This window comes from Streptomyces liangshanensis, from assembly GCF_011694815.1.
Classification (GTDB): domain Bacteria; phylum Actinomycetota; class Actinomycetes; order Streptomycetales; family Streptomycetaceae; genus Streptomyces; species Streptomyces liangshanensis.
The window spans coordinates 6,096,055-6,119,077 of the sequence record NZ_CP050177.1 but is presented as its reverse complement, the minus strand read 5'-3'; the positions used below and the strand labels follow the sequence as shown (position 1 = coordinate 6,119,077).

25 protein-coding genes are annotated in these 23,023 nt (G+C 71.9%); 6 read left to right on the top strand and 19 right to left on the bottom strand.

Going from position 1 to position 23,023, the window contains the following annotated elements; translation table 11 throughout:
• Positions 1-51 precede the first annotated feature (51 nt).
• Complete coding sequence (locus HA039_RS26555; protein WP_167033879.1) at positions 52-1,251, top strand: MFS transporter; 1,200 nt, start codon at positions 52-54, stop codon at positions 1,249-1,251.
• A 450-nt stretch (positions 1,252-1,701) separates the two neighbouring features.
• On the opposite strand, the gene HA039_RS26550 is transcribed toward HA039_RS26555, so the two are convergent.
• Positions 1,702-2,910: a hypothetical protein gene (locus tag HA039_RS26550; RefSeq protein ID WP_167033878.1), complete on the bottom strand. Its 1,209-nt coding sequence runs from the start codon at positions 2,908-2,910 to the stop codon at positions 1,702-1,704.
• Entirely contained in the window at positions 2,907-3,884 is a 978-nt protein-coding gene (locus HA039_RS26545; protein WP_167033877.1) for a 5-dehydro-4-deoxyglucarate dehydratase, read from the bottom strand. The genes HA039_RS26550 and HA039_RS26545 overlap by 4 nt, the downstream gene beginning before the upstream one ends.
• Before the next feature lie 267 nt (positions 3,885-4,151).
• Between HA039_RS26545 and HA039_RS26540 the strand changes: the two genes are divergently transcribed.
• The 3 genes from HA039_RS26540 to HA039_RS26530 all read left to right on the top strand — a co-directional run bounded on the left by HA039_RS26540 (position 4,152) and on the right by HA039_RS26530 (position 6,529).
• Positions 4,152-4,961, top strand: a complete 810-nt coding sequence (locus HA039_RS26540; protein ID WP_167033876.1) for an NAD-dependent epimerase/dehydratase family protein — start codon at positions 4,152-4,154, stop codon at positions 4,959-4,961.
• 93 nt (positions 4,962-5,054) lie between these two features.
• A complete protein-coding gene (locus tag HA039_RS26535; protein ID WP_167033875.1) occupies positions 5,055-5,279 on the top strand; it encodes a hypothetical protein in 225 nt (74 codons plus the stop codon).
• A gap of 35 nt (positions 5,280-5,314) precedes the next feature.
• A complete protein-coding gene (locus HA039_RS26530; protein WP_167033874.1) occupies positions 5,315-6,529 on the top strand; it encodes a TerD family protein in 1,215 nt (404 codons plus the stop codon).
• A 111-nt stretch (positions 6,530-6,640) separates the two neighbouring features.
• Here the strand turns inward: HA039_RS26530 and HA039_RS26525 are convergent, their stop codons facing one another.
• Together HA039_RS26525 and HA039_RS26520 are read right to left on the bottom strand one after the other, a co-directional pair.
• Positions 6,641-6,868 carry a hypothetical protein gene (locus tag HA039_RS26525; protein WP_161311713.1) on the bottom strand — a complete coding sequence of 76 codons (228 nt, stop codon included), beginning with the start codon at positions 6,866-6,868 and terminating at the stop codon, positions 6,641-6,643.
• A gap of 121 nt (positions 6,869-6,989) precedes the next feature.
• Complete coding sequence (locus HA039_RS26520) at positions 6,990-8,408, bottom strand: alkaline phosphatase PhoX (RefSeq protein WP_167033873.1); 1,419 nt, start codon at positions 8,406-8,408, stop codon at positions 6,990-6,992.
• Between the two features lie 106 nt (positions 8,409-8,514).
• Here HA039_RS26520 and HA039_RS26515 point away from each other — a divergent pair, with 106 nt between their 5' ends.
• Positions 8,515-9,321, top strand: a complete 807-nt coding sequence (locus HA039_RS26515; protein WP_167033872.1) for an SDR family NAD(P)-dependent oxidoreductase — start codon at positions 8,515-8,517, stop codon at positions 9,319-9,321.
• Positions 9,322-9,565: 244 nt separating this feature from the next.
• Here HA039_RS26515 and HA039_RS26510 read toward each other — a convergent pair whose 3' ends face one another.
• From HA039_RS26510 to HA039_RS26500, 3 genes are all read right to left on the bottom strand, one after another.
• Positions 9,566-11,071 carry a hypothetical protein gene (locus HA039_RS26510; protein ID WP_167033871.1) on the bottom strand — a complete coding sequence of 502 codons (1,506 nt, stop codon included), beginning with the start codon at positions 11,069-11,071 and terminating at the stop codon, positions 9,566-9,568.
• Between the two features lie 297 nt (positions 11,072-11,368).
• Complete coding sequence (locus HA039_RS26505; protein ID WP_425086385.1) at positions 11,369-11,944, bottom strand: SMI1/KNR4 family protein; 576 nt, start codon at positions 11,942-11,944, stop codon at positions 11,369-11,371.
• Between the two features lie 49 nt (positions 11,945-11,993).
• Positions 11,994-12,680, bottom strand: coding sequence for a hypothetical protein (locus tag HA039_RS26500; protein ID WP_208298715.1), 687 nt, complete (start codon positions 12,678-12,680; stop codon positions 11,994-11,996).
• Between the two features lie 137 nt (positions 12,681-12,817).
• On the opposite strand from HA039_RS26500, the gene dapA reads away from it, so the two are divergent.
• A complete protein-coding gene (dapA, locus tag HA039_RS26495) occupies positions 12,818-13,717 on the top strand; it encodes a 4-hydroxy-tetrahydrodipicolinate synthase (RefSeq protein ID WP_167033869.1) in 900 nt (299 codons plus the stop codon).
• Positions 13,718-13,759: 42 nt separating this feature from the next.
• On the opposite strand, the gene dapD is transcribed toward dapA, so the two are convergent.
• From dapD to HA039_RS26435, 12 genes are all read right to left on the bottom strand, one after another.
• On the bottom strand, positions 13,760-14,758 hold the full coding sequence (gene dapD, locus HA039_RS26490) for a 2,3,4,5-tetrahydropyridine-2,6-dicarboxylate N-succinyltransferase (protein WP_167033868.1): 999 nt from the start codon (positions 14,756-14,758) through the stop codon (positions 13,760-13,762).
• Positions 14,759-14,958: 200 nt separating this feature from the next.
• Entirely contained in the window at positions 14,959-15,198 is a 240-nt protein-coding gene (locus HA039_RS26485) for a hypothetical protein (RefSeq protein WP_167033867.1), read from the bottom strand.
• Positions 15,199-15,248: 50 nt separating this feature from the next.
• Positions 15,249-15,785, bottom strand: coding sequence for a TetR/AcrR family transcriptional regulator (locus HA039_RS26480; protein WP_167033866.1), 537 nt, complete (start codon positions 15,783-15,785; stop codon positions 15,249-15,251).
• Positions 15,785-16,105 carry a DMT family transporter gene (locus HA039_RS26475; RefSeq protein ID WP_167033865.1) on the bottom strand — a complete coding sequence of 107 codons (321 nt, stop codon included), beginning with the start codon at positions 16,103-16,105 and terminating at the stop codon, positions 15,785-15,787. The genes HA039_RS26480 and HA039_RS26475 overlap by 1 nt, the downstream gene beginning before the upstream one ends.
• A 141-nt stretch (positions 16,106-16,246) precedes the next feature.
• Positions 16,247-16,585: a metal-sulfur cluster assembly factor gene (locus HA039_RS26470; RefSeq protein ID WP_161310764.1), complete on the bottom strand. Its 339-nt coding sequence runs from the start codon at positions 16,583-16,585 to the stop codon at positions 16,247-16,249.
• Complete coding sequence (gene sufU, locus HA039_RS26465; RefSeq protein ID WP_167033864.1) at positions 16,582-17,070, bottom strand: Fe-S cluster assembly sulfur transfer protein SufU; 489 nt, start codon at positions 17,068-17,070, stop codon at positions 16,582-16,584. The genes HA039_RS26470 and sufU overlap by 4 nt, the downstream gene beginning before the upstream one ends.
• 10 nt (positions 17,071-17,080) lie before the next feature.
• On the bottom strand, positions 17,081-18,367 hold the full coding sequence (locus HA039_RS26460; protein WP_425086384.1) for a cysteine desulfurase: 1,287 nt from the start codon (positions 18,365-18,367) through the stop codon (positions 17,081-17,083).
• Complete coding sequence (gene sufC, locus HA039_RS26455) at positions 18,364-19,128, bottom strand: Fe-S cluster assembly ATPase SufC (RefSeq protein ID WP_161310762.1); 765 nt, start codon at positions 19,126-19,128, stop codon at positions 18,364-18,366. The genes HA039_RS26460 and sufC overlap by 4 nt, the downstream gene beginning before the upstream one ends.
• Before the next feature lie 6 nt (positions 19,129-19,134).
• Entirely contained in the window at positions 19,135-19,458 is a 324-nt protein-coding gene (locus HA039_RS26450) for a non-heme iron oxygenase ferredoxin subunit (RefSeq protein WP_161310761.1), read from the bottom strand.
• 2 nt (positions 19,459-19,460) lie between these two features.
• On the bottom strand, positions 19,461-20,642 hold the full coding sequence (sufD, locus tag HA039_RS26445; protein WP_167033863.1) for a Fe-S cluster assembly protein SufD: 1,182 nt from the start codon (positions 20,640-20,642) through the stop codon (positions 19,461-19,463).
• Between the two features lie 85 nt (positions 20,643-20,727).
• On the bottom strand, positions 20,728-22,149 hold the full coding sequence (sufB, locus tag HA039_RS26440) for a Fe-S cluster assembly protein SufB (RefSeq protein WP_161310759.1): 1,422 nt from the start codon (positions 22,147-22,149) through the stop codon (positions 20,728-20,730).
• The gene (locus HA039_RS26435) at positions 22,146-22,916 is read right to left on the bottom strand and encodes a helix-turn-helix transcriptional regulator (RefSeq protein WP_167033862.1); all 771 of its coding nucleotides are present in this window, start codon (positions 22,914-22,916) and stop codon (positions 22,146-22,148) included. The genes sufB and HA039_RS26435 overlap by 4 nt, the downstream gene beginning before the upstream one ends.
• Between the last annotated feature and the right edge of the window lie 107 nt (positions 22,917-23,023).

Sequence of the window (23,023 nt, the reverse complement as noted above, 5' to 3'; positions counted from 1 at the left end):
TAGGGCAGTTGCCCCATCCCCCGGACCCCCCTCAGCCACCACCCTTTCGCCATGCGAATCAAGGGAGATCGGGACCGCGGCGGCGGCGTACTGCGCGACCACGACGCACGGCTCTACCTGGCCGGGGTGGTGGTGTCCGGCTTCGGCACCTCGGCGATGTGGCTGGCCGCCGGGATCTGGGTCAAGTCCCTGACCGGCTCGGACAGCCTGGCGGCGCTCACCGTCCTCGCGATGTGGGCGCCGACGCTGGCGGGGCCGGTCCTGGGGACGGTCGCCGACCGGGTGCGCCGGCGGCCGCTGCTGATCGTCTGCAACCTCGGCATGGCGCTGCTGCTGACGGCCCTCCTCGCCGTCGACTCGGCGGACCGGGTCTGGATCGTCTTCGCCGTGCTGTTCGTGTACGGGACGGCCGGGGTCGTCATGGACGCGGCGGAGAACGCGCTGATCGCCGGGGTGCTCGACCAGCGGCTCCTGGGCGCCTTCAACGGGCTGCGCCTGACGGCCAACGAGGGCATGAAGCTCCTGGCGCCGCTGGCGGGGGCGGCGCTGTATGCGCGCTTCGGGGGCGGGCGGGTGGCGCTGCTGGACGCGGCGACGTTCGCCTTGGCGGGCTGCCTCTTCGGGCTGATGCGGGTGCGGGAGCCCCGGCCCTCCCCGGCCGCCGGGGGCGGGTGGCGGGCGGCGACGGCGGAGGGAGTACGGAGGCTGCGGGCCACCCCGGCCGTGCGCCCGCTCGTGGGGGCGGCCGCGGTGACGATGCTGCTGGCCGGGTTGAACGGCGCGGCGGTGTACGCGGTGGTCGACGAGGGGCTCGGCCGCTCCCCCGCGTACGTGGGCGTGCTGTACGCGGTGCAGGGGGCCGGCTCGGTCCTCGTCGGCCTGCTGGCGGGCCCGCTGCTGCGACGGCTGCCGGAACGGGGGTTCGCGGCGGCGGGGGTCGCGGTGTTCGCGGTGTCCCTCGGGGTACGGGCGCTCCCGTACGACGCGGCGGTCCTGGCGAGCGCGGTGGGGGTGGGGGCGGGGTTGCCGTGCGTCCTGATCGCCGCGATGACGGCGCTGCAACGGGAGGTGCCTCCGGCGGAGCTGGGACGGGTGTCGGCGACCGCGACGACGCTGATGTACGCGCCCAACGCGGTGGGGTTGGCGCTGGGCGCCGGGGCGGTGGCCCTCACGAACCCGACCCCGCTCCTCGCGACAGCGTCACTCATCGCCCTGGCCACAGCCTGGCACCTCACGCACCACCCCAACTAACGCCCTCAACCGCCGGACGGGCTTGGTTGTGCGTCGGCCCGGTACGCAGGCGCGGCCTACCGACGTCCTCAAACGCCGGACAGGCTGGGATTGTTGCGCCCGTTGTTCCGTGCGGCTCAAAGACGTCCTCAATCGCCGGACGGGCTGGAGAGGGGTTGCGGTCCGATCGTGACCGTTGCGGTCAAAGATGTCCTCAAACGCCGGACGGGCTGGGGTGGGTGCCGGACGGGCTGAAAACAAGCCCGGGGCGGGCCGGGTTGTTTTGACGTGCGCCTGGAAGGGGGGCGGGCAGGGGTCGTGCCCGGAACGTAGAGCGTGTTTTGTGTCGCGTGACGGGGGTTAACGCCAACAACTGGTTGCGCGCGACGTAAAACATGCAGTGCAGGACATGACCCCTGCCCGACCCCCGGCGACAACCCGCGGATCGGATCCGGCCCGCAGCGGGCAAAATCAAGCCCGTCCGGCGATTGAGGACAAACCAGCAACGCACGCCGCCAAGTCCCCGGCGGACGCCAACCCCGCGTGGTAAAGCCGCACCCCCGTAGCCCCCAACCCGACCGCCTCCTCCACATCCTCCCCCAACACCCCCGGCACACCCCCCATCCCGCTCACGACAGTGAAGTTCGCCGCGAGCACCGAGGACGCCGTACGCGACGGCGACGAGGTGAACGCGGGCAGCAGCAGCCCCGCCCCACCCCCCGTGCACGGCAGCACCACCCCGTCCGCGACGCCCAGGATGTGGTCGGGGTCCACCCCGACGTTCGCACCCGTGCGGTACAACGAGGGATCCGCGTGCAGCAACACCTGGAACCCAGGGCCCCCGGCCGCCCGCACCGCCGCGACCACCGACTCCTGGAGCCCGCGCGCCACCCCGCCGCGCCACGCGAAGGTGACGGCCGCCAGCTCCGCGCCGAGGAGCTTATCGATGGCAGCGGAACCGGCCGCGGAACCACCCTCCGCGCCAGAAGCGGAACCACTCCAGACCGGCCCGAGCGCCCCCCGCACCACCCCCGCGAGAACCGACGCCGGAACACCCAGCTCCGCGTACCCCGCCGCGCACACGTCGCAGAAGCACAGCGACATCAGGTACTGCGCCGCGTCCCCCAGCCCCACCCCCGCGATCTTGTCGTGCGCGTGCAGGTGCGCGAGCCCGTACCAGCCGCACGACTCCAGCTCCGTACCGCCCGCCCCGGGCCGTACCGCGGCCTCCGCCGCCAGTGACACCAGGTACGCGGCGACCGCGGGCCGGGCGATGCAGGGCGCCCAGGGGTAGCGGTCGCCGTAGGCGTTCACGACGGACGTGTCGGGACGCTCCGTACCCAGGCGCGAGTTGTGCGCGAGGACCACCCAACTGTGCACGTCGAGACCCGCGTCGGCGAGCGCCGCCGCCGCCTCGCCGTACGCGTCGCCCGGCGCCCACGCCCCGGCGGCGTACGGCCGCAGCTCCTGCCCGGCCCACCGGTCCTCGTCCATGGGGTAGAGGACGGCGGCGTGTTCGGCCGTGACGATCCGGTGGCGCGGGTGGCGCGGGGTCAGCGCGCGGGTGGAGTGGTACGCGGAGGCCAGCGTGACCTGCTCGACGCCGAGGTCGGCGATCCTGCGCGCCGCGTCCGGGTCGCCCACCACGTCCCAGGGGTAGAGGAACGCGGAGGCCCTCACGCGTCGCCCCCCGCACCGGGAGCGGCATCGGACGCGATGTCCGCGAGCAGCGCACGCCCCCGCTCGATGAGCGCGGCGAGTTCCTTGACGTGCAGGGCGAGCGGTTCGCCGAGCGGCGGCCGCACCTCGCCGACGTCCAGCCCGCCCAGCCGTACCCCCGCCTTGACCAGCGAGACCGCGTACCCGCGCCCCTGGTTGCGCAGCTCGACCAGCGGGACGTAGAAGCCGTCGAGGAGCCGGTTGGCCGTCACGTCGTCGCCGCTGTTGAGCGCCCGGTGGAAGGCGAGGGCGATGTCGGGGGCGAACGCGAAGACGGCGGAGGAGTAGAGCGTGATGCCGATGCCCCGGTAGGCGAGCCCGGTGAGTTCGGCGGTGGGCAGCCCGTTGAAGTAGAGGAACTCCCGCCCGGGCAGCTCGCGGCGGACGGTGCTGACGATCCGCTGCATCAGGTCGAGGTCGCCGAAGCCGTCCTTGAGGCCGATGATGCCGTCGACCTGGGCGAGCGCGACGGCGGTCTCGGGGGTGAGGACGGCGTTGTCCCGCTGGTAGACGATGGTCTCCAGCGAGGTCGCCGCGGCCAGCTCGGTGTAGTGGCGCAGCAGGCCCTCCTGGTCGGCGAACACCAGGTAGGGGGGCATGGCGAGCAGCCCGTCCGCGCCGGCCTCCTCGGCGAGCCGCGCGTACTGGATCGCGAGGGCGGTGCCGTAGCCGGCGCCGGCCACGACGGGCACCTCGCCGGCGGTCTCCTCCACGGCGGCGGCGACGCAGTCGCGGAACTCGTCGGGGGTGAGGGCGTGGAACTCGCCGGTGCCGCAGCAGGCGAACACCGCCGCGGCTCCCGCGTCGACGCCCCCTCTGACGTGCGCGCGGAACGCGTCGAGGTCGAGTGTGCCGTCGGGACCGTACGCGGTGACGGGGAAGAACAGCGGCCCCTCCACTCGGGTGAGTCGGGCGGCGAGCGGGGCTGAGGTCACTGGGCGCTCCCTGGGCCGTGCACCGGGCGCTCACCGCCCGTGCACAATTCTGATCGATGTCCATATCTCTGAACACGACCACGCTAGGGCAGCCGCGCGGCGCAGGTCAAGACAGGAAACAGCAACCAGGAGGCGGATCACTCCCCGCCACGCGAGACTTGACGGTACGGAGAGACACTCCTTAGCGTGTCCACGCATGTGAATTCCGTCTACGGATCTGAGCCCTGAAGGCGGGCCCCGGACCGTACCGCCGAGGAGACCGCGCCCATGCCCGCACCCCGCACCGTCCTGCTCACCGGCGCCGCCGGGGGCCTCGGCACCCTGATGCGGGGCCTGCTGCCCGCGTACGGCTACGAACTGCGCCTCTTCGACTCCCGGCCCGTCGAGGGCGAGCCGGGCGCCCTCACGGCCGATCTGGCGGACAAGGGCGCGCTGCGCGAGGCCGTGGACGGCGTCGACGCGATCCTCCACCTCGCGGGCATCTCCCTGGAGGCGTCCTTCGACAAGATCCTCAAGGCCAACATCGAGGGGACGTACAACCTGTACGAGGCGGCCCGCGCGGCCGGGATCCCCCGCACGGTCTTCGCCTCCAGCAACCACGCGGTCGGCTTCACCCCGCGCCCCCAGGGCGACGACCCGCTGATCCCGGTCGACACCCCGCGCAGGCCCGACACGTACTACGGCCTCTCCAAGTGCTTCGGCGAGGACCTCGCGCAGCTCTACTGGGACCTGCACGGCATGGAGACCGTCTCCGTCCGGATCGGTTCCTGCTTCGCCGAGCCGACCTCCGTACGGATGCTGTCCGTCTGGATGAGCCCCGCCGACGGCGCCCGGCTCTTCCACGCCGCGCTCACCGCCGAGGACGTCGGCCACACCGTCGTGTACGGCTCCTCCGCCAACACCCGGCTGTGGTGGGACCTGTCCGGCGCGCGGGCCCTCGGCTACGACCCCCGGGACGACTCGGAGCCGTACGCCGCGAAGCTGATCGCCGAGCAGGGCGAACTGGACCCGGCCAACCCGGACCACGCGCACCTCGGCGGCCACTTCACGACCCACCCGCCGCAGTGGCCCCACTGACACCGGCGGCGGCCGACGGGTGCGGCGTCGGAGGAGGCACGGACCCCCGGAAATGCGGGCGACAGCGACGCCCCGTACCGGCACCATGGCGGTATGCCCAGGCCCTTCGGATTCACCTACGAGCGGCGCGGCGACGGCACGGTCGTCGTCACGCACCGCGGACGCGCCGCCGCGACGCTGCGTGCCGCGCGGGCGGAGAAGTTCCTCGCCGAGGTGGAGCAGGGCGACGCCCAGCTGGTCATGGCCCGCTGGACGGGCGCGTACAAGTTCGGGAACGAACGGGTCGCACGCGACCATTCGCGCAATCGGCGTAGGTAAGGGAACGGCAAAGCCGGGTCGCTCGTTACGACGGCATGACAGCTATGACCCCCGGCTCGAACATCCCTCTTCCCACCGCCCACGTGGCGGTGGACGTCACCGCTCCGGTGCGGCTCGACGTATCGGGCCTGCTGCTCACCGGCGACGGCAAGGTGCGCTCCGACGACGACTTCATCTTCTACAACCAGCCGACGGGCCCCGGCGTGAGCTACCGCTCGGGCGGGGGCACGGCGCCGGACGCGATCGTCGTCGACACCGGCGCGGTGCCGGCCGGCATCGAGAAGATCGTGGTCACGGCCAGCCCGGACGCGGCGGGGCAGAGCTTCCAGGGCATCGAGCCCACGGCGACGGTCCGCAACGCGGCCGACGGCAGCGTGCTGGCCACCTTCACGCCCCCGCAGCTGGGCGCCGAGACGGCCCTGGTGATCGTCGAGGTCTACCTGCGCAAAGGCGCCTGGAAGGTCCGAGCCGTCGGCCAGGGGTACGCGAACGGGCTGGCCGGGATCGCCACCGACTTCGGCGTCTCGGTGGAGGAGCCCGCCGCGGCCCCCGCCGCCGCGCCCGCGGCCCCCGCGCAGGCCCCGCGCGCGGCCGACCCGCGCGTCGCCGCTCCCCCGGCCCCCGCGGCCCCGCCCGCGCCGCCCGCCCCGGCGCCCTCCGCGCCCGGCTCCGGCAAGATCAACCTGGACAAGGGCCGCGTCAGCCTCCAGAAGAACCAGACCGTCTCCCTGGTCAAGGGCGGCCGCCCGCTGCTCAGCAAGGTCAAGATGGGCCTCGGCTGGGAGCCGGCGTACGGCGGCAAGGACATCGACCTGGACGCCTCCGTCATCGCGTACGGCCCGGACCGCAAGCACCTGGACAGCTGCTACTTCGGCCGGCTGTCCATCCTCAACGGGGCGATCAAGCACTCCGGGGACAACCTGACGGGCGAGGGCGCGGGCGACGACGAGGTGATCGTCGTCGACCTCGGCCGGCTGCCCGCCGAGGCGACCGGCCTGGTCTTCACGGTCAACTCGTTCACGGGCCAGAAGTTCAACGAGGTGGCCAAGGCCTACTGCCGGCTGATCGACGCGGCCACCGACGAGGAGCTGGTGCGCTTCGACCTGACCGGCGCCGAGCCGCAGACGGGCGTGATGATGGCGAAGCTGATCAAGCAGTTCTCCGGCGAGTGGGAGATGACCGGCCTCGGGGAGTTCGTGAAGTCCCGCACGGTCCGCGGCATGGTGAAGCCCGCGGCCAAGATCCTCTGAGCCGGGGCCGTCCCCCGGGACGGCCGGAACGGCGTCAGGAACGCCCAGCGGGCCGCCGCGGTCTCGACGACCGGCGGCGGCCCGGGGGCTCGGCCTTCTCCAGGCTCCGCTTCAGAGCTTGGTCAGTTTGGAAAAGGGGGTCAGGATCCTGCCCTGGCGCCCCGAGAAATCGATGAGCACGGCGTGTTCGCCCTCGACTCCGATGACTCTTCCCAACCCGAACTGGTCGTGGGAGACGCGGTCTCCGACATCGAACTGCTCGGGCGGGGGTGAGGCCGGGCCTTGGCGGTTGAAGGGACTGGACGGCAGGTGGCGCCGGGATCCGGCTGACTTTGTCATTACTTGGAGTATGCGCCCAAGGGGCCCCGCCGCGCCATGCCCGACCGCCGACCGGCCCGCCGGATCACCCGTTCCAGGGCCCCGGCGGGGGTGACTGGAGCCCCCGCGCGCACCGCCCGGTTCAGCGCCGCGGCGACCGCCGCCAGGGGCCGGTGACGGCCAGCATGATCCCCGGCTCCTGGATGTTGGCGTACAGGACGGCGCCGTCCGGCGAGAACACGACACCCGTGAACTCGCTGTCGTTGAGGTCGTTGCGGGCGATGGGGTACGTGACCCCGCTCTCCGTCGCCCCGAAGAGGTGCTGGACGCCCTCGCCGTCCTCCGCGAGGATCAGCCCGCCGTACGGCGAGACGGTGATGTTGTCCGGCCCGTCGAAGGCCCCGTCCCGGTCCGGATCGGTGTTGACCCCGAGCAGCACCTTGAGCGTGAGCGTGCGGCGCCGGGGGTCGTAGAACCACACCTGCCCGTCGTGCGGGCGGCCGGGGCTCTCGTCGCGGGCGTACGAGGAGACGACGTACGCGCCGCCGTCCGCCCACCACATGCCCTCCAGCTTCCTGGCCCGGGTGACGTCCCCGTCGTCGAACTGCTCGCGCACCTCGACGGTCCGCGCCTGCCGGTCCGGCACCTCCAGCCAGTCCACGCCGTACACCGTGCCGATCCGCGTCGCGCGCGAGAGGTCGTCCACGAAACGCCCGCCGGCGTCGAAGCAGCGCGGGGCCTGGAGCACTCCCGCGTCGTCGGCGAGGTGGCGGAGGCGGCCCCGGCCGTGCGCGAAGCCCTTCGGCGGGACCCAGCGGTAGAGAAGTCCGTTGGGGCCGTCCGCGTCCTCCGTCAGGTACGCGTGCCCGGTGCGCGGGTCGATCACGACCGCCTCGTGCTCGAAGCGGCCGAACGCCTTGACGGGCCGGGGGTCGCGATTGGCCCGGCGGTCGTACGGGTCGACCTCGAAGACGAAGCCGTGGTCCTTGGTCATCCCGTTCTGGCCGGCCCGGTCGGCGTTCTCCTCGCACGTCAGCCAGGTGCCCCACGGGGTGCGGCCGCCCGCGCAGTTCGTGGAGGTCCCGGCGATGCCGACCCACTCGGCGGTACGGCCGTCGCGGTGCGCCTCGACGACGGTGCAGCCGCCGGCCGCCGCCGGGTCGTACACCAGCCCCTCGGTCAGCGGTACGGGGTACGGGTAGTCGGCGCGCGGACCGTCCAGCTCGTGGTTGTTGACCAGCAGCGTCGTACCGCGCGGGCCCTCGAACGTGGCGGTGCCGTCGTGGTCCGACGGCGTGAACTCGCCGGTCTCCAGCCGGGTGACCCCGCTGCGGGTGAGGACGCGGTACGAGAATCCGGCCGGCAGCGCGAGCATCCCGGCGGGGTCGGGGACCAGCGGCCCGTAGCCCGGCCGGGGCGCGGGTCCGCAGGACACCTCGGGCGCGTCCTCGGCGGCGAGCGCGCCGGGGGCGGTCGCGAGGGCTCCGGCGGCGCCGGTGAGGACGAGGCCGGCGCCGGTGAGGGCGGACTTCCCGGAGAATTCCCTGCGGGTCAGCGGCATCGTGGCCTCCTGGGCGTGGGCGCCGGGGCGCCGGAACGGGGGGACACTGTCGCGTGCGCGCACCAACAGCGGTTGAACAACGTCCGACGTCGAGAGGCCCGCTTCCATGAACCTGCCCGTGCCTGCCCCCGACCTGCCCGGGCCGGTCCCGGACCTGCCCGCCTCGGGGCGGCGGGTGCTCGTCAGCGGGGCCTCGCGGGGGCTGGGGCGGGCGGTCGCCCGGGCCTTCGCCGCCAACGGCGACGTGGTCGCCGTCCACCACGGGACCCGCGCCGCCGACGCCCGGCGCACGCTGGAGTCCCTGCCCGGTACGGGGCACGTGCTGGTGGGCGGCGACCTCTCCGACCCGGCGGAGGTGGCGCGGGTCGCGGACGAGGCGGCGGAGGGGCTGGGCGGGATCGACGTCCTGGTCAACAACGCGGCGGTCAACGAGCGGCATCCGCTGCCGACGACGTCGTACGAGGAGTGGACGGAGACGTGGCAACGCCACCTGTCCGTGAACGTGCTCGCCACGGCGCTGCTCAGCCACCGGGCGGCGCGGGACATGATCGACCGGGGGGTGGCGGGGCGGATCGTGAACGTCGGCTCACGCGGGGCGTTCCGGGGCGAGCCGGACCACCCCGCCTACGGCGCGACGAAGGCGGCGGTGCACGCGATGGGCCAGTCCTTGGCGGTGTCCCTGGCCCCGTACGGCATCGGGGTGGCGTCGGTGGCCCCGGGCTTCTTCGAGACGGAACGCGTCGCGACCCGGCTCACCGGCCCGGAGGGCGACACGATCCGCGCCCAGAGCCCGTTCGGGCGGGTGGGGAGGGTGGGGGAGGTGGCGTCGGCGGTGGTGTGGTTGGCGTCGCCGGAGGCGGTGTGGTCCTCGGGAACGATCCTGGACCTGAACGGAGCCTCCCACCTCCGCTGACCCGCGGGGTTGTCCTCAATCGCCGGACGGGCTTCGGGGCCGGGGGGCCGCGCGGGTGACTACTTTGTCCTCAATCGCCGGACGGGCTTGATAGTGCCGCTGCGGCCCGGGACCGGGACAGGCTCGCCCGCCCCGGGGCTGTTCAAGCCCGTCCGGCGATTGAGGACGTCTTTGACCCGCACGGGACATCGGGCGCAACAACCCAGCCCGTCCGGCGATTGAGGACATCGGTGCGGGGGCGGGCTCAGCTGCGGGAGCGGGCGCGGAAGGCTGCCTTGCGGGCCTCCTTCGAGACGGTCCGGTCCCGGTGCAACCTCCCCATCGCCTCCAGCACCTCCGCCGTAGCCGGATGCTCCACCCGCCACGCCGTGTCGAAGAACCCGCTGTGCTGCCCCACCAACCCCTCGACCAGCTCCTGGAGTTCGTCCGGCTCCCCGTCCGCCGACAGCTGCGCGGCGATCGTGTCGATGGCCAGCCAGAAGATCATCGACTCCGGCGGCGCCGGCACGTCGGCGGCGCCCAGCTCCGCGAGCCAGACCCGGGCGAGGCCCCCCAGCTCCGGGGAGTCGAGGACCTCCCGTACCGCCGGCTCCGCCTCCGCGCCGACCAGCGACAGCGCCTGCTGGCAGTGCAGGCGGCGCAGCGGCGCGCCCTCGTCGGTGCCGCGGGCCGCCGCGAGCAGGTCGCGGGCCGCGTCCGCGGCGGCGCGGCGGGCCAGCCACTGCTCGGTCTCCGCGCGCGCGGACAGCTCCGGGAAGTGCGCGATGCCGTCCAGCAGCGCCCGGGCGTCCTTGCCCGCGAGGTCACCCACCGCGGGCGCGTCCACGCCGGCCTCCAGCATGCGGGACCTGATCCCGTAGAGGCCGAGGGGCGTCAGCCGTACCATCCCGTACCGGGAGACGTCGTCCTCCTCGACGGGCAGCGCGGATTCGGCGCCGTCCGCGTCCTCCACCATCAGCGCCTCGTCCACGGGCGTGTAGGTGACGAGCCCGATCGGCTCCAGCAGCTGGAACTGGTCGTCCAGCCGCATCATCGCCTCGGAGACCTGCTCCAGGATGTCGTCGGTCGGCTCGCCCATGTCGTCCGGGACGATCATCGACGCGGCGAGCACGGGCAGCGGTACGGGCCCCTCGGTGGCGCCGCCGTCCGCGACGGTGAGCAGGTAGAGGTTGCCGAGGACGCCCTCCAGGAACTCCGCCTCCGCCTCGGGGTCCCAGTCGAGCGCCTCGAAGTCGATCTCGCCGTCGTCGTCGATGACCGCGGCCAGGTCGTCCAGGATCGGCGCGGTCGCGTCGGCGAAGACCACGTCGAGGGCCTCCAGCCAGAGCGGCAGGACGTCCTGCGGGGCGCCCGAGGTGATCAGGGCGAGCTGCGCGCCCGCGGTGACGCTCCCGGTCGGCTCGCCGTCCCCGGAATCCGCGTCGAGAGCGCCGTCGGAGGCGTCCTGCTCGTCAGGTTCATCGGGGTCCTCCACCTCCACCAGCCCCGTGTCGACGGCGACACGCCACGCCTCGCTGGCGTACGCCTCCCCGTCCCCGTCCTCCAGTTCGTCGCCGAGCCCGAGCAGCTCCGCGGCGGCGGGCAGCTGTTCGTCGACGAGTTCGCCGCCGGCGCCGACCCGCGTGCCGGGCCCGGCCCAGCGGGCGAGGCGTACGGCGCGGGCGAGCAGCGGCGCGGCGAGCGCGTCCCGCGCCAGCTCCGCGTCCGAGGGCAGCCGCACCGGCGGCAGGGAGGTGCGATCTCCGGGCATCTGGTGGTTCTCCTCGCGCGTACACGGTCGGGGCGGGCCCGAGCGTGTCACGCACGGTCGGGGCGGCCCCCAGCGTAGACGTATTCGGCCCTCGCCACCGGTTCACCGGGCGTCCCGGCCGATCCCGGCGGCCGGCGCCCCGGGGGTGGTGTTCTCGGGAGCGGTGGCCCCGTACGTTCCCGGTGATGCCCCGGTCGGCGCGCGCCCCCTGACGCACGCCCTCATCACCCGGTCCGCCCCTGGGAGCCGGACCGCGAAGTACGGGGGAACTCAACGCTCCCGAGGCGGTCGTGGGGGTCAGACCACGACGTCGTACCAGGGCCGGCGGGTGGTGGACCAGAGTCCGACCCAGCCGGCGAATCCGTCGGTGGCGGCGGTGGTCCCGAACACCGCCCCGAACGGTGCCGCGCCCACGTCGCTGATGTTCCAGAGCCGGCCGCGCTGCGGGCCGGTGACGACCAGGTGCCAGTACATGCCGCAGCCGTCCGTGCCCAGCACCACGCTGCCGTGGTTGCTGACCGCGTCGATCAGCGGCTCTATCTCCTCGTACGGGCGTGGGTCGTCCTCCCAGACCCAGGCCTCGGTCAGCGGGAACGGCTCGGCGAGCACCCGCTGGGTGTCGTCGGGGCCCCAGTCGGCGGGCAGCGCCGCCAGGGGTATCAGCCCGTCGATGTCGGGTGGTCCCTCGGTGCATCCGTCGCATATCTCGGCGACCAGCGTGCGGTACGGCTCGGGCAGGACGATGTCGTGGGCGCGCTCGAAGGCGCGGACCCCGTCCCAGCCCAGCGGCGGCAGACAGTGCTCCGCCGGGAAAGCCGCGCGCAGTGCGTCCAGTTCGCCCCTGTCGGCGTGTTCGTTGTCCATACTCTCCATGTTCTCCATTGGACCAGTGCGGGACGGTGGTGGACCATCGGCTCACCGGTCAGCCCGACGCCCCTTCCGGCACCGAGTTGTTCGGGGCCCCGTCGCCCACGGGCGGCAGATCGCCCCGCTCGACCGGTGCGGTCGGGATGTTCCTGGGGAGCAGCGCGTCCAGCTCCGCGTCGTCCGCGGGGCGGGCGGCGCTCGCGGCGCGGCGCAGGGTGGCGCGGTCCACGGTGTCGCGCCGGGCGGTGAGGCGGACGACGTGGCCGTCCTCGGGCCGGGCGTATTCGTGGAGTTGGCCGGAGACGCGGTACCAGGCGGCGCCGTCCTTCTCGCACGCGACGCGTCCGCCCGTTCCGTCGACGGGGGTGTCCGGGCAGGTGTTCGCGGTCAACGTGCCGCGTTCCACGGCGAGTTCGATCTGTGTGGTGCCCCGCGGGGTGACGTACACGCTGTGGAAGCCGTCGTCGCCGAGTACGCCGACGGACTGTGGGGCGACGGCGAAGCCGGGTAGGTCGGTCACCCGGATCAGCTCGATCGCGGACTGCATGTACCGCGCCCGCGCCTCCAGTTGGGACCGGTCGACGGAGGGGCGGGGGTCCGGGGCCGGGGTGGGGTCCGCCGTCGCGTGGAGCTTGCCGCCGTCGTCGCCGGGCGCGCCCGCTCTCTCCGTACCGCAGCCGGCCGACGCGAGGGCGAGGGTCAGCGCCAGCAGGAGCAAGGGGGCACGGAGCGAACGAGTCATGCCGTGCATCCTGCCCCATACCGATCCCTTGTTCGACGACAACCGATCGGCGGCACCCTTCGGTTCAGCAGCACTACATCGTGGAGGCAAGAAGATCTAAGTGGACCTTCACGGTGGGGCGGGCGGACACTGCGGGCATGACCACTCCCCGCCCGTTCGGCCGCGCCCTGTGCGCGATGATCACCCCGTTCACCGCCACCGGCGCCCTGGACCTGGACGGCGCCCGGAAGCTGGCCGCCCATCTGGTGGCGGAGGGGTGCGACGGGCTGGTCCTGAACGGCACGACCGGCGAGTCCCCCACCACCACGGACGCGGAGAAGACCGCGCTCGTCCGGGTCGTGCGCGAGGAGGTCGGTGACCGCGCCTTCGTCGTGGCGGGGGTCGGCAGCGCCGACACGCGGCACACCGTCGCCCTCGCACGCGAGGCCGAACAAGCCGGCGCGGACGGCCTGTTGGTGGTGACGCCGTACTACAGCCGCCCTCCGCAGGCCGCCGTCGAGGCGCACTTCCTGCGTGTCGCGGACGCGACCGGCCTGCCGCTGATGCTGTACGACATCCCGGGCCGCACCGGTACGCGTATCGAGCCCGCCACCCTGCTCGCGCTGGCCGCCCACCCGCGCGTGGTGGCGGTGAAGGACTGCGCGTACGACCTGTTGGGCAGCTCCCTGGCGATCGCGCGGACGTCGCTGGCGTACTACTCGGGCTGCGAGGAACTGAACCTGCCGCTGTACGCGGTGGGCGGCGCCGGGTACGTCAGTACGGTGGCGGGCGTCGCGCCCCGGCAGATGCGGGCGGTGCTCGACGCGTACGACTCCGGGGACCGCGCCGGGGCCGTACGGCTCAACCAACTCACCCTGCCGCTGGTCGAGTCCATGATGGCGTCGGGCCTGCCGGGCACGGTCACCGCGAAGGCGCTCCTCGACGGGCTGGGCCTGCCCGGGGGGCCGGTCCGCGAACCGCTGCTGCCCGCCGGCCGGGAGACGGCCGACGGGCTGCTGGCCACGTACGGGGAGCTGCTGCACGCGGCCCGGCCCTGAACCGGCACCCGCCCCGCCGCCGTGCGGCCTTCCCGCGGAACCTCAGTTGTGCTGGTGCAGGACGTCGTTCAGGCCGCCCCAGACCGCGTTGTTCGGCCGGACCTCGACCGTGCCGGTGACGGAGTTGCGGCGGAAGAGCATGTTGCTCGCGCCCGACAGCTCGCGGGCCTTCACGATCTGGCCGTCGGGCAGCGTGACGCGCGTACCGGCCGTGACGTACAGCCCCGCCTCGACCACGCACTCGTCGCCGAGCGCGATGCCGATGCCCGCCTCGGCGCCGATCAGGCAGCGCTCGCCGATGACGATGCGCTCCTTGCCGCCGCCGGAGAGCGTGCCCATGGTGGAGGCGCCGCCCCCGATGTCGGTGCCGTCGCCGATGACCACCCCGGCGGAGATCCGGCCCTCGATCATGGAGGTGCCGAGCGTGCCCGCGTTGAAGTTGACGAAGCCCTCGTGCATGACGGTCGTCCCGGTGGCGAGGTGCGCGCCGAGGCGCACCCGGTCGGCGTCGGCGATCCGGACGCCCTGGGGCGCCACGTAGTCGGTCATGCGGGGGAACTTGTCCACCGAGGTCACCTGGAGGTGCAGGCCCTCCGCGCGGGCGTTGAGCCGCGCCGCCTCCAGGCCGTCGACGGGGACGGGGCCGAGCGAGGTCCAGGCGACGTTGGCGAGCACGCCGAACAGCCCGTCGAGGTTCTGGCCGTGCGGCGGGACCAGGCGGTGGGAGAGCAGGTGGAGGCGGAGGTACGCGTCGTGCGCGTCGAGCGGCTTGTCGTCGAGGGAGGCGATGACCGTACGGACGGCGACCACCTCGACGCCGCGGCGCGGGTCGGGGCCGACGGCGCGGGCCGCGCCCTCGCCGAGCAGTTCCACGGCGCGCGCCTCGGTGAGCCGCTCCGTGCCGGCGGGGCCCGGCTCGGCGAGCAGTTCGGGCGCGGGGAACCAGGTGTCGAGGACGGTCCCGTCCTCGGTGAGCGTGGCGAGCCCGGCGGCGGCGGCGCCGGTGGTACGGGAGGAACGGAAGGAAGGCGTGTCGGTCATGCCCTGAACCTAACCGTCCCGGGGCGGCTCGGGCCAACCGGTCCCGGCCCGCCGCACCGCGGAACGATCCCAGCCCGCCCTGCCACCCGCGCCACTCAACCTGCCACCCTCGCCGCCCAGCCGGTTGCCTTCGCCGCCCAGCCCGTCACCCTCGCCGCCGAGCTTGTTGCCTTCGCCACCCAGCTGGTTGCCTTCGGCACTCAGCTGTCGCCCTCGCCCCTCAGCCTGTTGTCGTCGGCGCTCAACCGGTTCCCCTCGGCGCCGCCCGCCGGGTGGTCGGCGTCGTCCTCGGCGCGCGGCAGTTCGCGGTGGCCCTCGGAGTGGTGGTTGACCCAGCCGCAGACCCCGCAGCTGTACCGCCCGTCCAGCCCCGCGATCAGCGTGCCGCACTGCCGGCATTCGGCGTAGGTGATCTCGGGACCCGAGGGAGGGATGCTCACCGGCCCAACCTACCGCCGCGCCGGCCCGCCGGGACCGGCGCACCGCGTCGTCACGGGATCAGGCGCGCCAGCATCTCGCGCGCGTACGCCGGGTCGTACACCGCGTCGGTGAGCAGCACCTGCAGGCAGATCCCGTCGATGAGCGCGACGAGCCCCCGGGCGGTGACCGGGTCGGTCCGCCGGGCGAGGATCTCGGCGACGGCGTCGGCCCACTCGGCGGCGACCGGCCGCAGCACGGGCCTGCGCAGGGCGGAGAGGTAGAGGTCGAACTCCAGCTCCACGCCCGTACGGTCCCCCGCGAGCCACACCCCGATGATCCTGGCCAGCTCCGCCGCCATGTCGCAGGCGGGGTCGGCGAGCGCCTCGCTGTCCCGTACGGCCGCCGCGAAGCCCTCGTTGACCTGCCGCAGGGCGGCGGCCAGCATCTCGTCCAGGGAGGCGAAGTGGTACGTCGTGGAGCCGAGGGGCACGTCCGCCTCGGCGGCCACGGTGCGGTGGCTGAGCCCCGCGATCCCGTTGTTCCCGACGACGCGCAACGCGGCGTCGGTGATGCGCTGGCGCCGGTCGGGGTCGTAGCGGCGGCTCATCAGTGGGCCCCTCCGAGGTTGAGGACAACCACTCCGGCGATCACCAGGACCAGCCCGGCGATCTTGACGGGCCCCGCCGACTCGTTCATGAAGACGATGCCGATGGCGGCGATCGCGGCGGTACCGGTCCCGGCCCAGATCGCGTAGGCCGTACCGATGGAGAGCGTCTTGAGTGTCTGCGCGAGCAGGCTGAAGGCGATCAGGTAACCGGCCACGGTCAGCAGCGAGGGCCAAAGCCTGGTGAACCCCTCGCTGTACTTCATGGCCGTAGTCCCGGCCACCTCCGCCGCTATCGCCCCGGCAAGCAGTCCATATCCCATGCGTACGAGTGTACACATCGATGCGTACACCCGTACACAACACCCCTCCGGACATACGCGAAGGCCCCCGACCGGAGAGGTCGGGGGCCTTCGGAAGCGCTTACGGCAGCCGTATCAGAAGCCGTACGGAAGCGCGGCGGCTCAGACGTTGAAGCCCAGGGCTCGGAGTTGTTCGCGGCCGTCGTCGGTGATCTTGTCGGGGCCCCACGGCGGCATCCAGACCCAGTTGATCTTGAGTTCGCTGACGATGCCGTCCGTCGCCGACTTCGCCTGGTCCTCGATCACGTCGGTCAGCGGGCAGGCCGCGGACGTCAGGGTCATGTCGAGGGTCGCGATGTTCGCGTCGTCGATGTGGATGCCGTAGATCAGGCCCAGGTTGACGACGTCGATGCCCAGTTCGGGGTCGACCACGTCGTACAGGGCCTCGCGGACCTCCTCCTCGGAGGCGGGGGTCATGGTCACGGTCTCGTTGTCGCTCATGCCGTCTCCTTCGTCGGGCGGTCGTTCGGGCCGGCGGCCGGGGCGGCGGCGAGGGCCTGGGCCGTCGCGTCCTTCCAGGCCATCCAGCTCAGCAGGGCGCACTTGACGCGTGCCGGGTACTTCGAGACGCCGGCGAACGCGACCGCGTCCTCCAGCACCTCCTCCATGGCGTCGTCCGGTTCCAGCTGGCCCTTGGACTGCATCAGCTCCAGGAAGGTGCCCTGGATCTTCTGCGCCTCGGCCAGCTCCTTGCCGACGAGGAGATCGTTCAGTACGGAGGCGCTGGCCTGGCTGATGGAGCAGCCCTGGCCCTCGTACGAGACGTCCGCGATCAGCGACCCCTCGTACCGCACCCGCAGGGTGATCTCGTCACCACAGGTCGGATTGACATGGTGCACCTCGGCGTCGCCGTCCCGCAGACCGCGCCCGTGGGGGTGCTTGTAGTGGTCCAGGATGACGTCCTGGTACATCGAATCCAGCTTCACGGCTCAGTCCTCATCCGAAGAAGTTACGGACGTGCTCCAGCCCTTCGACCAGAGCGTCGACCTCGGCGGGTGTGGAGTACAGATAGAAAGACGCCCGTGTGGTCGCCGGAATTCCGTACCGCAGGCAGACCGGCCGCGCGCAGTGGTGGCCGACCCGGACCGCGATGCCCTGTTCGTCGAGCACCTGCCCCACGTCGTGGGGGTGGATGTCCCCCAGCGTGAAGGAGATCGCGGCGCCGCGCTCCTCGGCCGTGGCGGGGCCGATGATGCGCAGGTCGGGCACCTCCAGCAGGCGGCGCACCGCGTACTCGGTGATCGCCTGCTCGTGCGCGTGGATCTTGTCCATGCCGATCGCGGAGAGGTAGTCCACGGCCGCGCCGAGGCCGATGGCCTGGGCGATCGGGGGCGTACCCGCCTCGAACTTGTGCGGCGCGGGGGCGTACGTCGACGAGTGCATCGACACGGTCTCGATCATCTCGCCGCCGCCCAGGAACGGCGGGAGGTCCTCCAGCAGCTCCTGGCGGCCCCAGAGGACGCCGATGCCCGTCGGACCGCACATCTTGTGGCCGGTGAAGGCCACGAAGTCGGCCTGGAGGGCCTGGACGTCGACCGGCATGTGCGGCGCGGCCTGCGAGGCGTCGATCAGCACGAGGGCGCCGACCTGCTGCGCGCGCCGGACGATCGCCTCGACCGGGTTGACCGTCCCGAGGATGTTGGAGACCAGCACGAAGGAGACGATCTTCGTCTTCTCGGTGATGATCTCGTCGATGTTCGAGAGGTCGAGCCGGCCGTCGTCGGTGAGGCCGAACCACTTCAGCTTCGCGCCGGTGCGCTGCGAGAGCAGCTGCCACGGCACGATGTTGGAGTGGTGCTCCATCTCCGTGATGACGATCTCGGTGTCGCTGTCGACCCGGTACGGCTCGTCGGCCCAGCCGAGCATGTTCGCCACGAGGTTGAGCGACTCCGAGGCGTTCTTGGTGAAGATCACCTCGTCGCGGCTGGGTGCGTTGATGAAGGCGGCGACCTTGTCGCGCGCGCCCTCGTACAGCGCCGTGGCCTCCTCGGCGAGCACATGCACGCCACGGTGGACATTGGCGTTGTGCTGCTCGTAGTACTCGTTGAGGGCGTCGAGGACCTGGCGCGGCTTCTGGGACGTCGCCGCGTTGTCCAGGTAAACGATCTTCTTCCCGTCATGGACCACACGATCCAGCAGGGGGAAGTCCTTGCGGATCGCCTCGTCGAGCAGCCGTCCCGACGGCGCGCTCGACGGTGTGAGGAGGCCCGGCAGCTGTGTCACGCGGTGACGCCACCCTTCGTGTACGCCTCGTAGCCCTCGTTCTCCAGCTTGTCGGCCAGCTCCGCACCGCCGGACTCGGCGATACGGCCCTGGGCGAAGACATGCACGAAGTCGGGCTTGATGTAGCGGAGAATCCGCGTGTAGTGCGTGATCAGCAGGGTGCCGACCTCGCCGGTCTCCTTGACGCGGTTGACGCCTTCGGAGACGACCCGCAGGGCGTCCACGTCGAGGCCGGAGTCGGTCTCGTCGAGGATCGCGATGTGCGGCTTGAGCAGTTCGAGCTGGAGGATCTCGTGGCGCTTCTTCTCGCCGCCGGAGAAACCCTCGTTGACGTTGCGCTCGGCGAAGGCCGGGTCCATCTGGAGGCGTTCCATCGTCTCCCGGACCTCCTTCACCCAGGTGCGCAGCTTGGGGGCCTCGCCGCGGATCGCGGTGGCCGACGTCCGCAGGAAGTTCGACACGGAGACGCCGGGGACCTCGACCGGGTACTGCATGGCGAGGAAGAGGCCGGCGCGGGCGCGCTCGTCGACGGTCATCGCGAGGACGTCCTCGCCGTCGAGCGTCACCGTGCCGCCGGTGATCGTGTACTTGGGGTGGCCCGCCAGCGAGTACGCGAGGGTCGACTTGCCGGAGCCGTTGGGGCCCATGATGGCGTGCGTCTCGCCCTGCTTGACGGTCAGGTCGACGCCCTTGAGGATCTCGCGGGGGCCGCCCTCCGCCTCGACGGTGACGTGCAGGTCGTTGATTTCAAGCGTTGCCATGGGGGCTCAGGACTCCTGGGTGACGGAGACGAGCACATCGTCCCCTTGGATCTGTACGGGGTACACGGGGACGGGGCGCGTCGCGGGAAGACTGGACGGCTTGCCGGTACGGAGGTCGAAGCTGGAGCCGTGCAGCCAGCACTCGATCATGCAGTCCTCGACCTCTCCCTCCGAGAGCGACACGTTCGCGTGCGAGCAGATGTCGTTGATCGCGAACACCTCGCCCTCGGTGAGGACGACGGCGACCGGCGTGCCGTCGAGTTCCACCCGCTTCGGGGTGTCCTCCTCCAGCTCGCCGAGGCCGCAGACGCGGACGAAGGTGGTCGGCACGCTCACAGCGTCGCCTCCAGCTCCGTCTCGATCTTCGTCAGCAGGCGCTCCTCGACGTCGGGCAGTCCGATCTGCTGGACCAGCTCGGCGAAGAAGCCGCGGACGACGAGGCGGCGCGCCTCGGCCTGCGGGATGCCGCGGGACATCAGGTAGAACAGCTGCTCGTCGTCGAACCGGCCGGTCGCCGAGGCGTGTCCGGCGCCGGCGATCTCGCCGGTCTCGATCTCCAGGTTCGGCACGGAGTCGACCCGGGCGCCGTCCGTGAGGACGAGGTTGCGGTTCATCTCGTACGTGTCGGTGCCTTCCGCCATGACGCGGATGAGGACGTCGCCGATCCAGACGGCGTGGGCGTCCTGGCCCTGGAGCGCGCCCTTGTAGGCGGCGTTCGACTTGCAGTTGGGCGCGTTGTGGTCGACCAGGAGGCGGTGCTCCTGGTGCTGGCCGCGGTCGGTGAAGTAGAGGCCGAACAGCTCGGCCTCGCCGCCGGGGCCCGCGTACTGGACGCGCGGGTGGAGCCGTACGAGGTCGCCGCCGAAGGTGACGACGATCGACTTGAACGATGCGTCGCGGCCGACCAGCGCGTTGTGCTGGGCGACGTGGACGGCCTTGTCGTCCCAGTCCTGGACGGAGACGACGGTGAGCTTCGCGCCGTCGCCGATCAGGTAGTCGACGTTCGAGGCGAGCACCGCGTCACCGGTGTGGTCGATGACCACGACGGCCTCGGCGAAGGCGCCGAGCTCGATGACCTGGTGCGCGTAGGCGGTGCCGCCCTCGCCGCGGACGTCGATCCTGATCGGTTCGGTCAGGACGGTCTCCTTGGCCACCGAGACGACCGAGGCCTTCTCGAAGGAGGAGTACGCCTGGGCGGCGATGCGGTCCACCGGCGTACCGGCCTTGCCGATGCGCGCGTCGTCGCGGCCGACGGTCTCGACGGTGACGCCGTCGGGGGCGTTCACCTCGACGGTGACGCTGCCGTCCGTGGCGACGGCGGTGCCGTCGTGCAGGCCACGCAGCCGCTCCAGCGGCGTGAACCGCCACTCCTCCTCACGGCCGTGCGGGACGGGGAAGTCCGCCACGTCGAAGGAGGGGGGCGCGCTCATGCGCGTGGCGACGGTCGACTCGGCGGCCACCGCGATCGAACCGGCGGTGGTGGAGCCCGCCGGAATGTTCTGAGCCTCAGCCATGGCTGTCGTGGTGCTCACTCTCTGCCTCTGGGACGGGGGAACGAGGGGGCCGGGCGGGTCGCCGCCCGGCCTGGTGGTGGGTCCGTCAGCCGACGGAGCCCTCCATCTGGAGCTCGATCAGCCGGTTGAGTTCCAGCGCGTACTCCATCGGCAGTTCCTTGGCGATCGGCTCGACGAATCCGCGCACGATCATCGCCATCGCCTCGAACTCGGAGAGGCCGCGGCTCATCAGGTAGAAGAGCTGGTCCTCGGAGACCTTGGAGACGGTCGCCTCGTGGCCCATGGACACGTCGTCCTCGCGGACGTCCACGTACGGGTAGGTGTCGGAGCGCGAGATGGTGTCGACCAGCAGCGCGTCGCACAGCACGTTGGACTTGGAGCCGTGGGCGCCTTCGCCGATCTCGATGAGACCGCGGTACGAGGTACGGCCGCCGCCGCGCGCCACCGACTTGGAGACGATGTTCGACGAGGTGTTGGGGGCCATGTGGACCATCTTGGCGCCGGCGTCCTGGTGCTGGCCCTCGCCCGCGAAGGCGATGGACAGGGTCTCGCCCTTGGCGTGCTCGCCCATCAGGTACACGGCCGGGTACTTCATGGTGACCTTGGAGCCGATGTTGCCGTCGACCCACTCCATGGTCGCGCCCTCGTACGCCACGGCGCGCTTGGTGACGAGGTTGTAGACGTTGTTCGACCAGTTCTGGATCGTCGTGTAGCGGCAGCGGCCGCCCTTCTTCACGATGATCTCGACCACGGCGCTGTGCAGCGAGTCCGAGGAGTAGATCGGGGCCGTACAGCCCTCGACGTAGTGAACGTACGCGTCCTCGTCGACGATGATCAGCGTCCGCTCGAACTGGCCCATGTTCTCCGTGTTGATACGGAAGTAGGCCTGGAGCGGGATGTCGACGTGCACGCCCTTCGGCACGTAGATGAACGATCCGCCGGACCACACGGCCGAGTTCAGCGACGCGAACTTGTTGTCGCCGACCGGGATGACCGTGCCGAAGTACTCCTGGAACAGCTCCGGGTTCTCCCTGAGCGCGGTGTCGGTGTCCTTGAAGATGACACCCTTCTCCTCCAGGTCCTCACGGATCTGGTGGTAGACGACCTCCGACTCGTACTGCGCGGCGACGCCGGCGACGAGGCGCTGCTTCTCCGCCTCGGGGATGCCGAGCTTGTCGTACGTGTTCTTGATGTCCTCGGGCAGGTCCTCCCAGGACTCCGCCTGCTTCTCCGTGGACCGCACGAAGTACTTGATGTTGTCAAAGTGGATGCCGGAGAGGTCGGAGCCCCAGCTCGGCATCGGCTTCTTGCCGAAGAGCTTGAGGCCCTTGAGCCGCAGCTTGAGCATCCACTCCGGCTCGTTCTTCTTCTGGGAGATGTCGCGCACGACAGCCTCGGAGAGACCGCGCTTGGCGGCGGCGCCGGCGGCGTCCGAGTCGGCCCAGCCGAATTCGTAGGTGCCCAGGCCATCGAGTTCGGGGTGGGCGGTCTCCGTGGGGAGCGTCATGCGGGGTTCCTCCCGGCGTTGCTTTCGGATGCTTGGTCAGTGGTGTGCGGGGACCCGCTCGGCGGTGACGCGGTGGCCCGGGGGATGAACGTCGTGCAGACCCCGTCGCCGTGGGCGATCGTGGCCAGCCGTTGTACATGCGTACCGAGCAGCTGGGAGAAAAATTCCGTCTCCGCCTCGCACAGCTGGGGGTACTGCTCCGCGACGTGCGCGACCGGGCAGTGGTGCTGGCAGAGCTGCTCGCCCTGCTGGTTCGCCGCGCCGCGCGCCGTGGCAGCGTACCCGTCGGCGCTCAGGGCCTTGGCCAGCGCCTCCGTGCGCCCGTCCGGCCCCGCGGCCTCGACCACGTCGGCGTACCGCCCGGCCTCGGCCTGCGCGGCGATCCGGGCGCGGGCGAACGCGGCGACGGCCGCCTCGCCCCGCTCCCCGCCGCCGGCCGCGGTGGAGATCCAGCGCAGCGCCTCGGCGGCGAGCTTGTCGTAGGACTGGTCGAAGGCGTCCCGGCCGCAGTCGGTCAGGGCGAACACCTTGGCGGGCCTGCCGCGTCCGCGTGAGCCGTACACCCGCTGGTCGCGGGCCTCCACGACGGAGTCGGCGGCGAGGGCGTCGAGGTGGCGGCGGACCGCCGCCTGGGTGAGTCCCAGGCGTCCCGCCAGGTCGGAGACCGTGGACGGGCCGTGGTCCAGGATGGAGCGCGCGACGCGGTTGCGCGTGGAGCGCTCGCCGGTCGCGAGTTCCTCCTGCGGAGCCTCGCCCAGGTATTTCACAACGCCATTGTTGCGTAATTCCCTCGGCGCTGACAACTACGGTCCAGAACCGGGCGCGGTGGAATTGATCACTTAGGGTTACCTAAGAAAGGGCTTTTCGGCCGGTC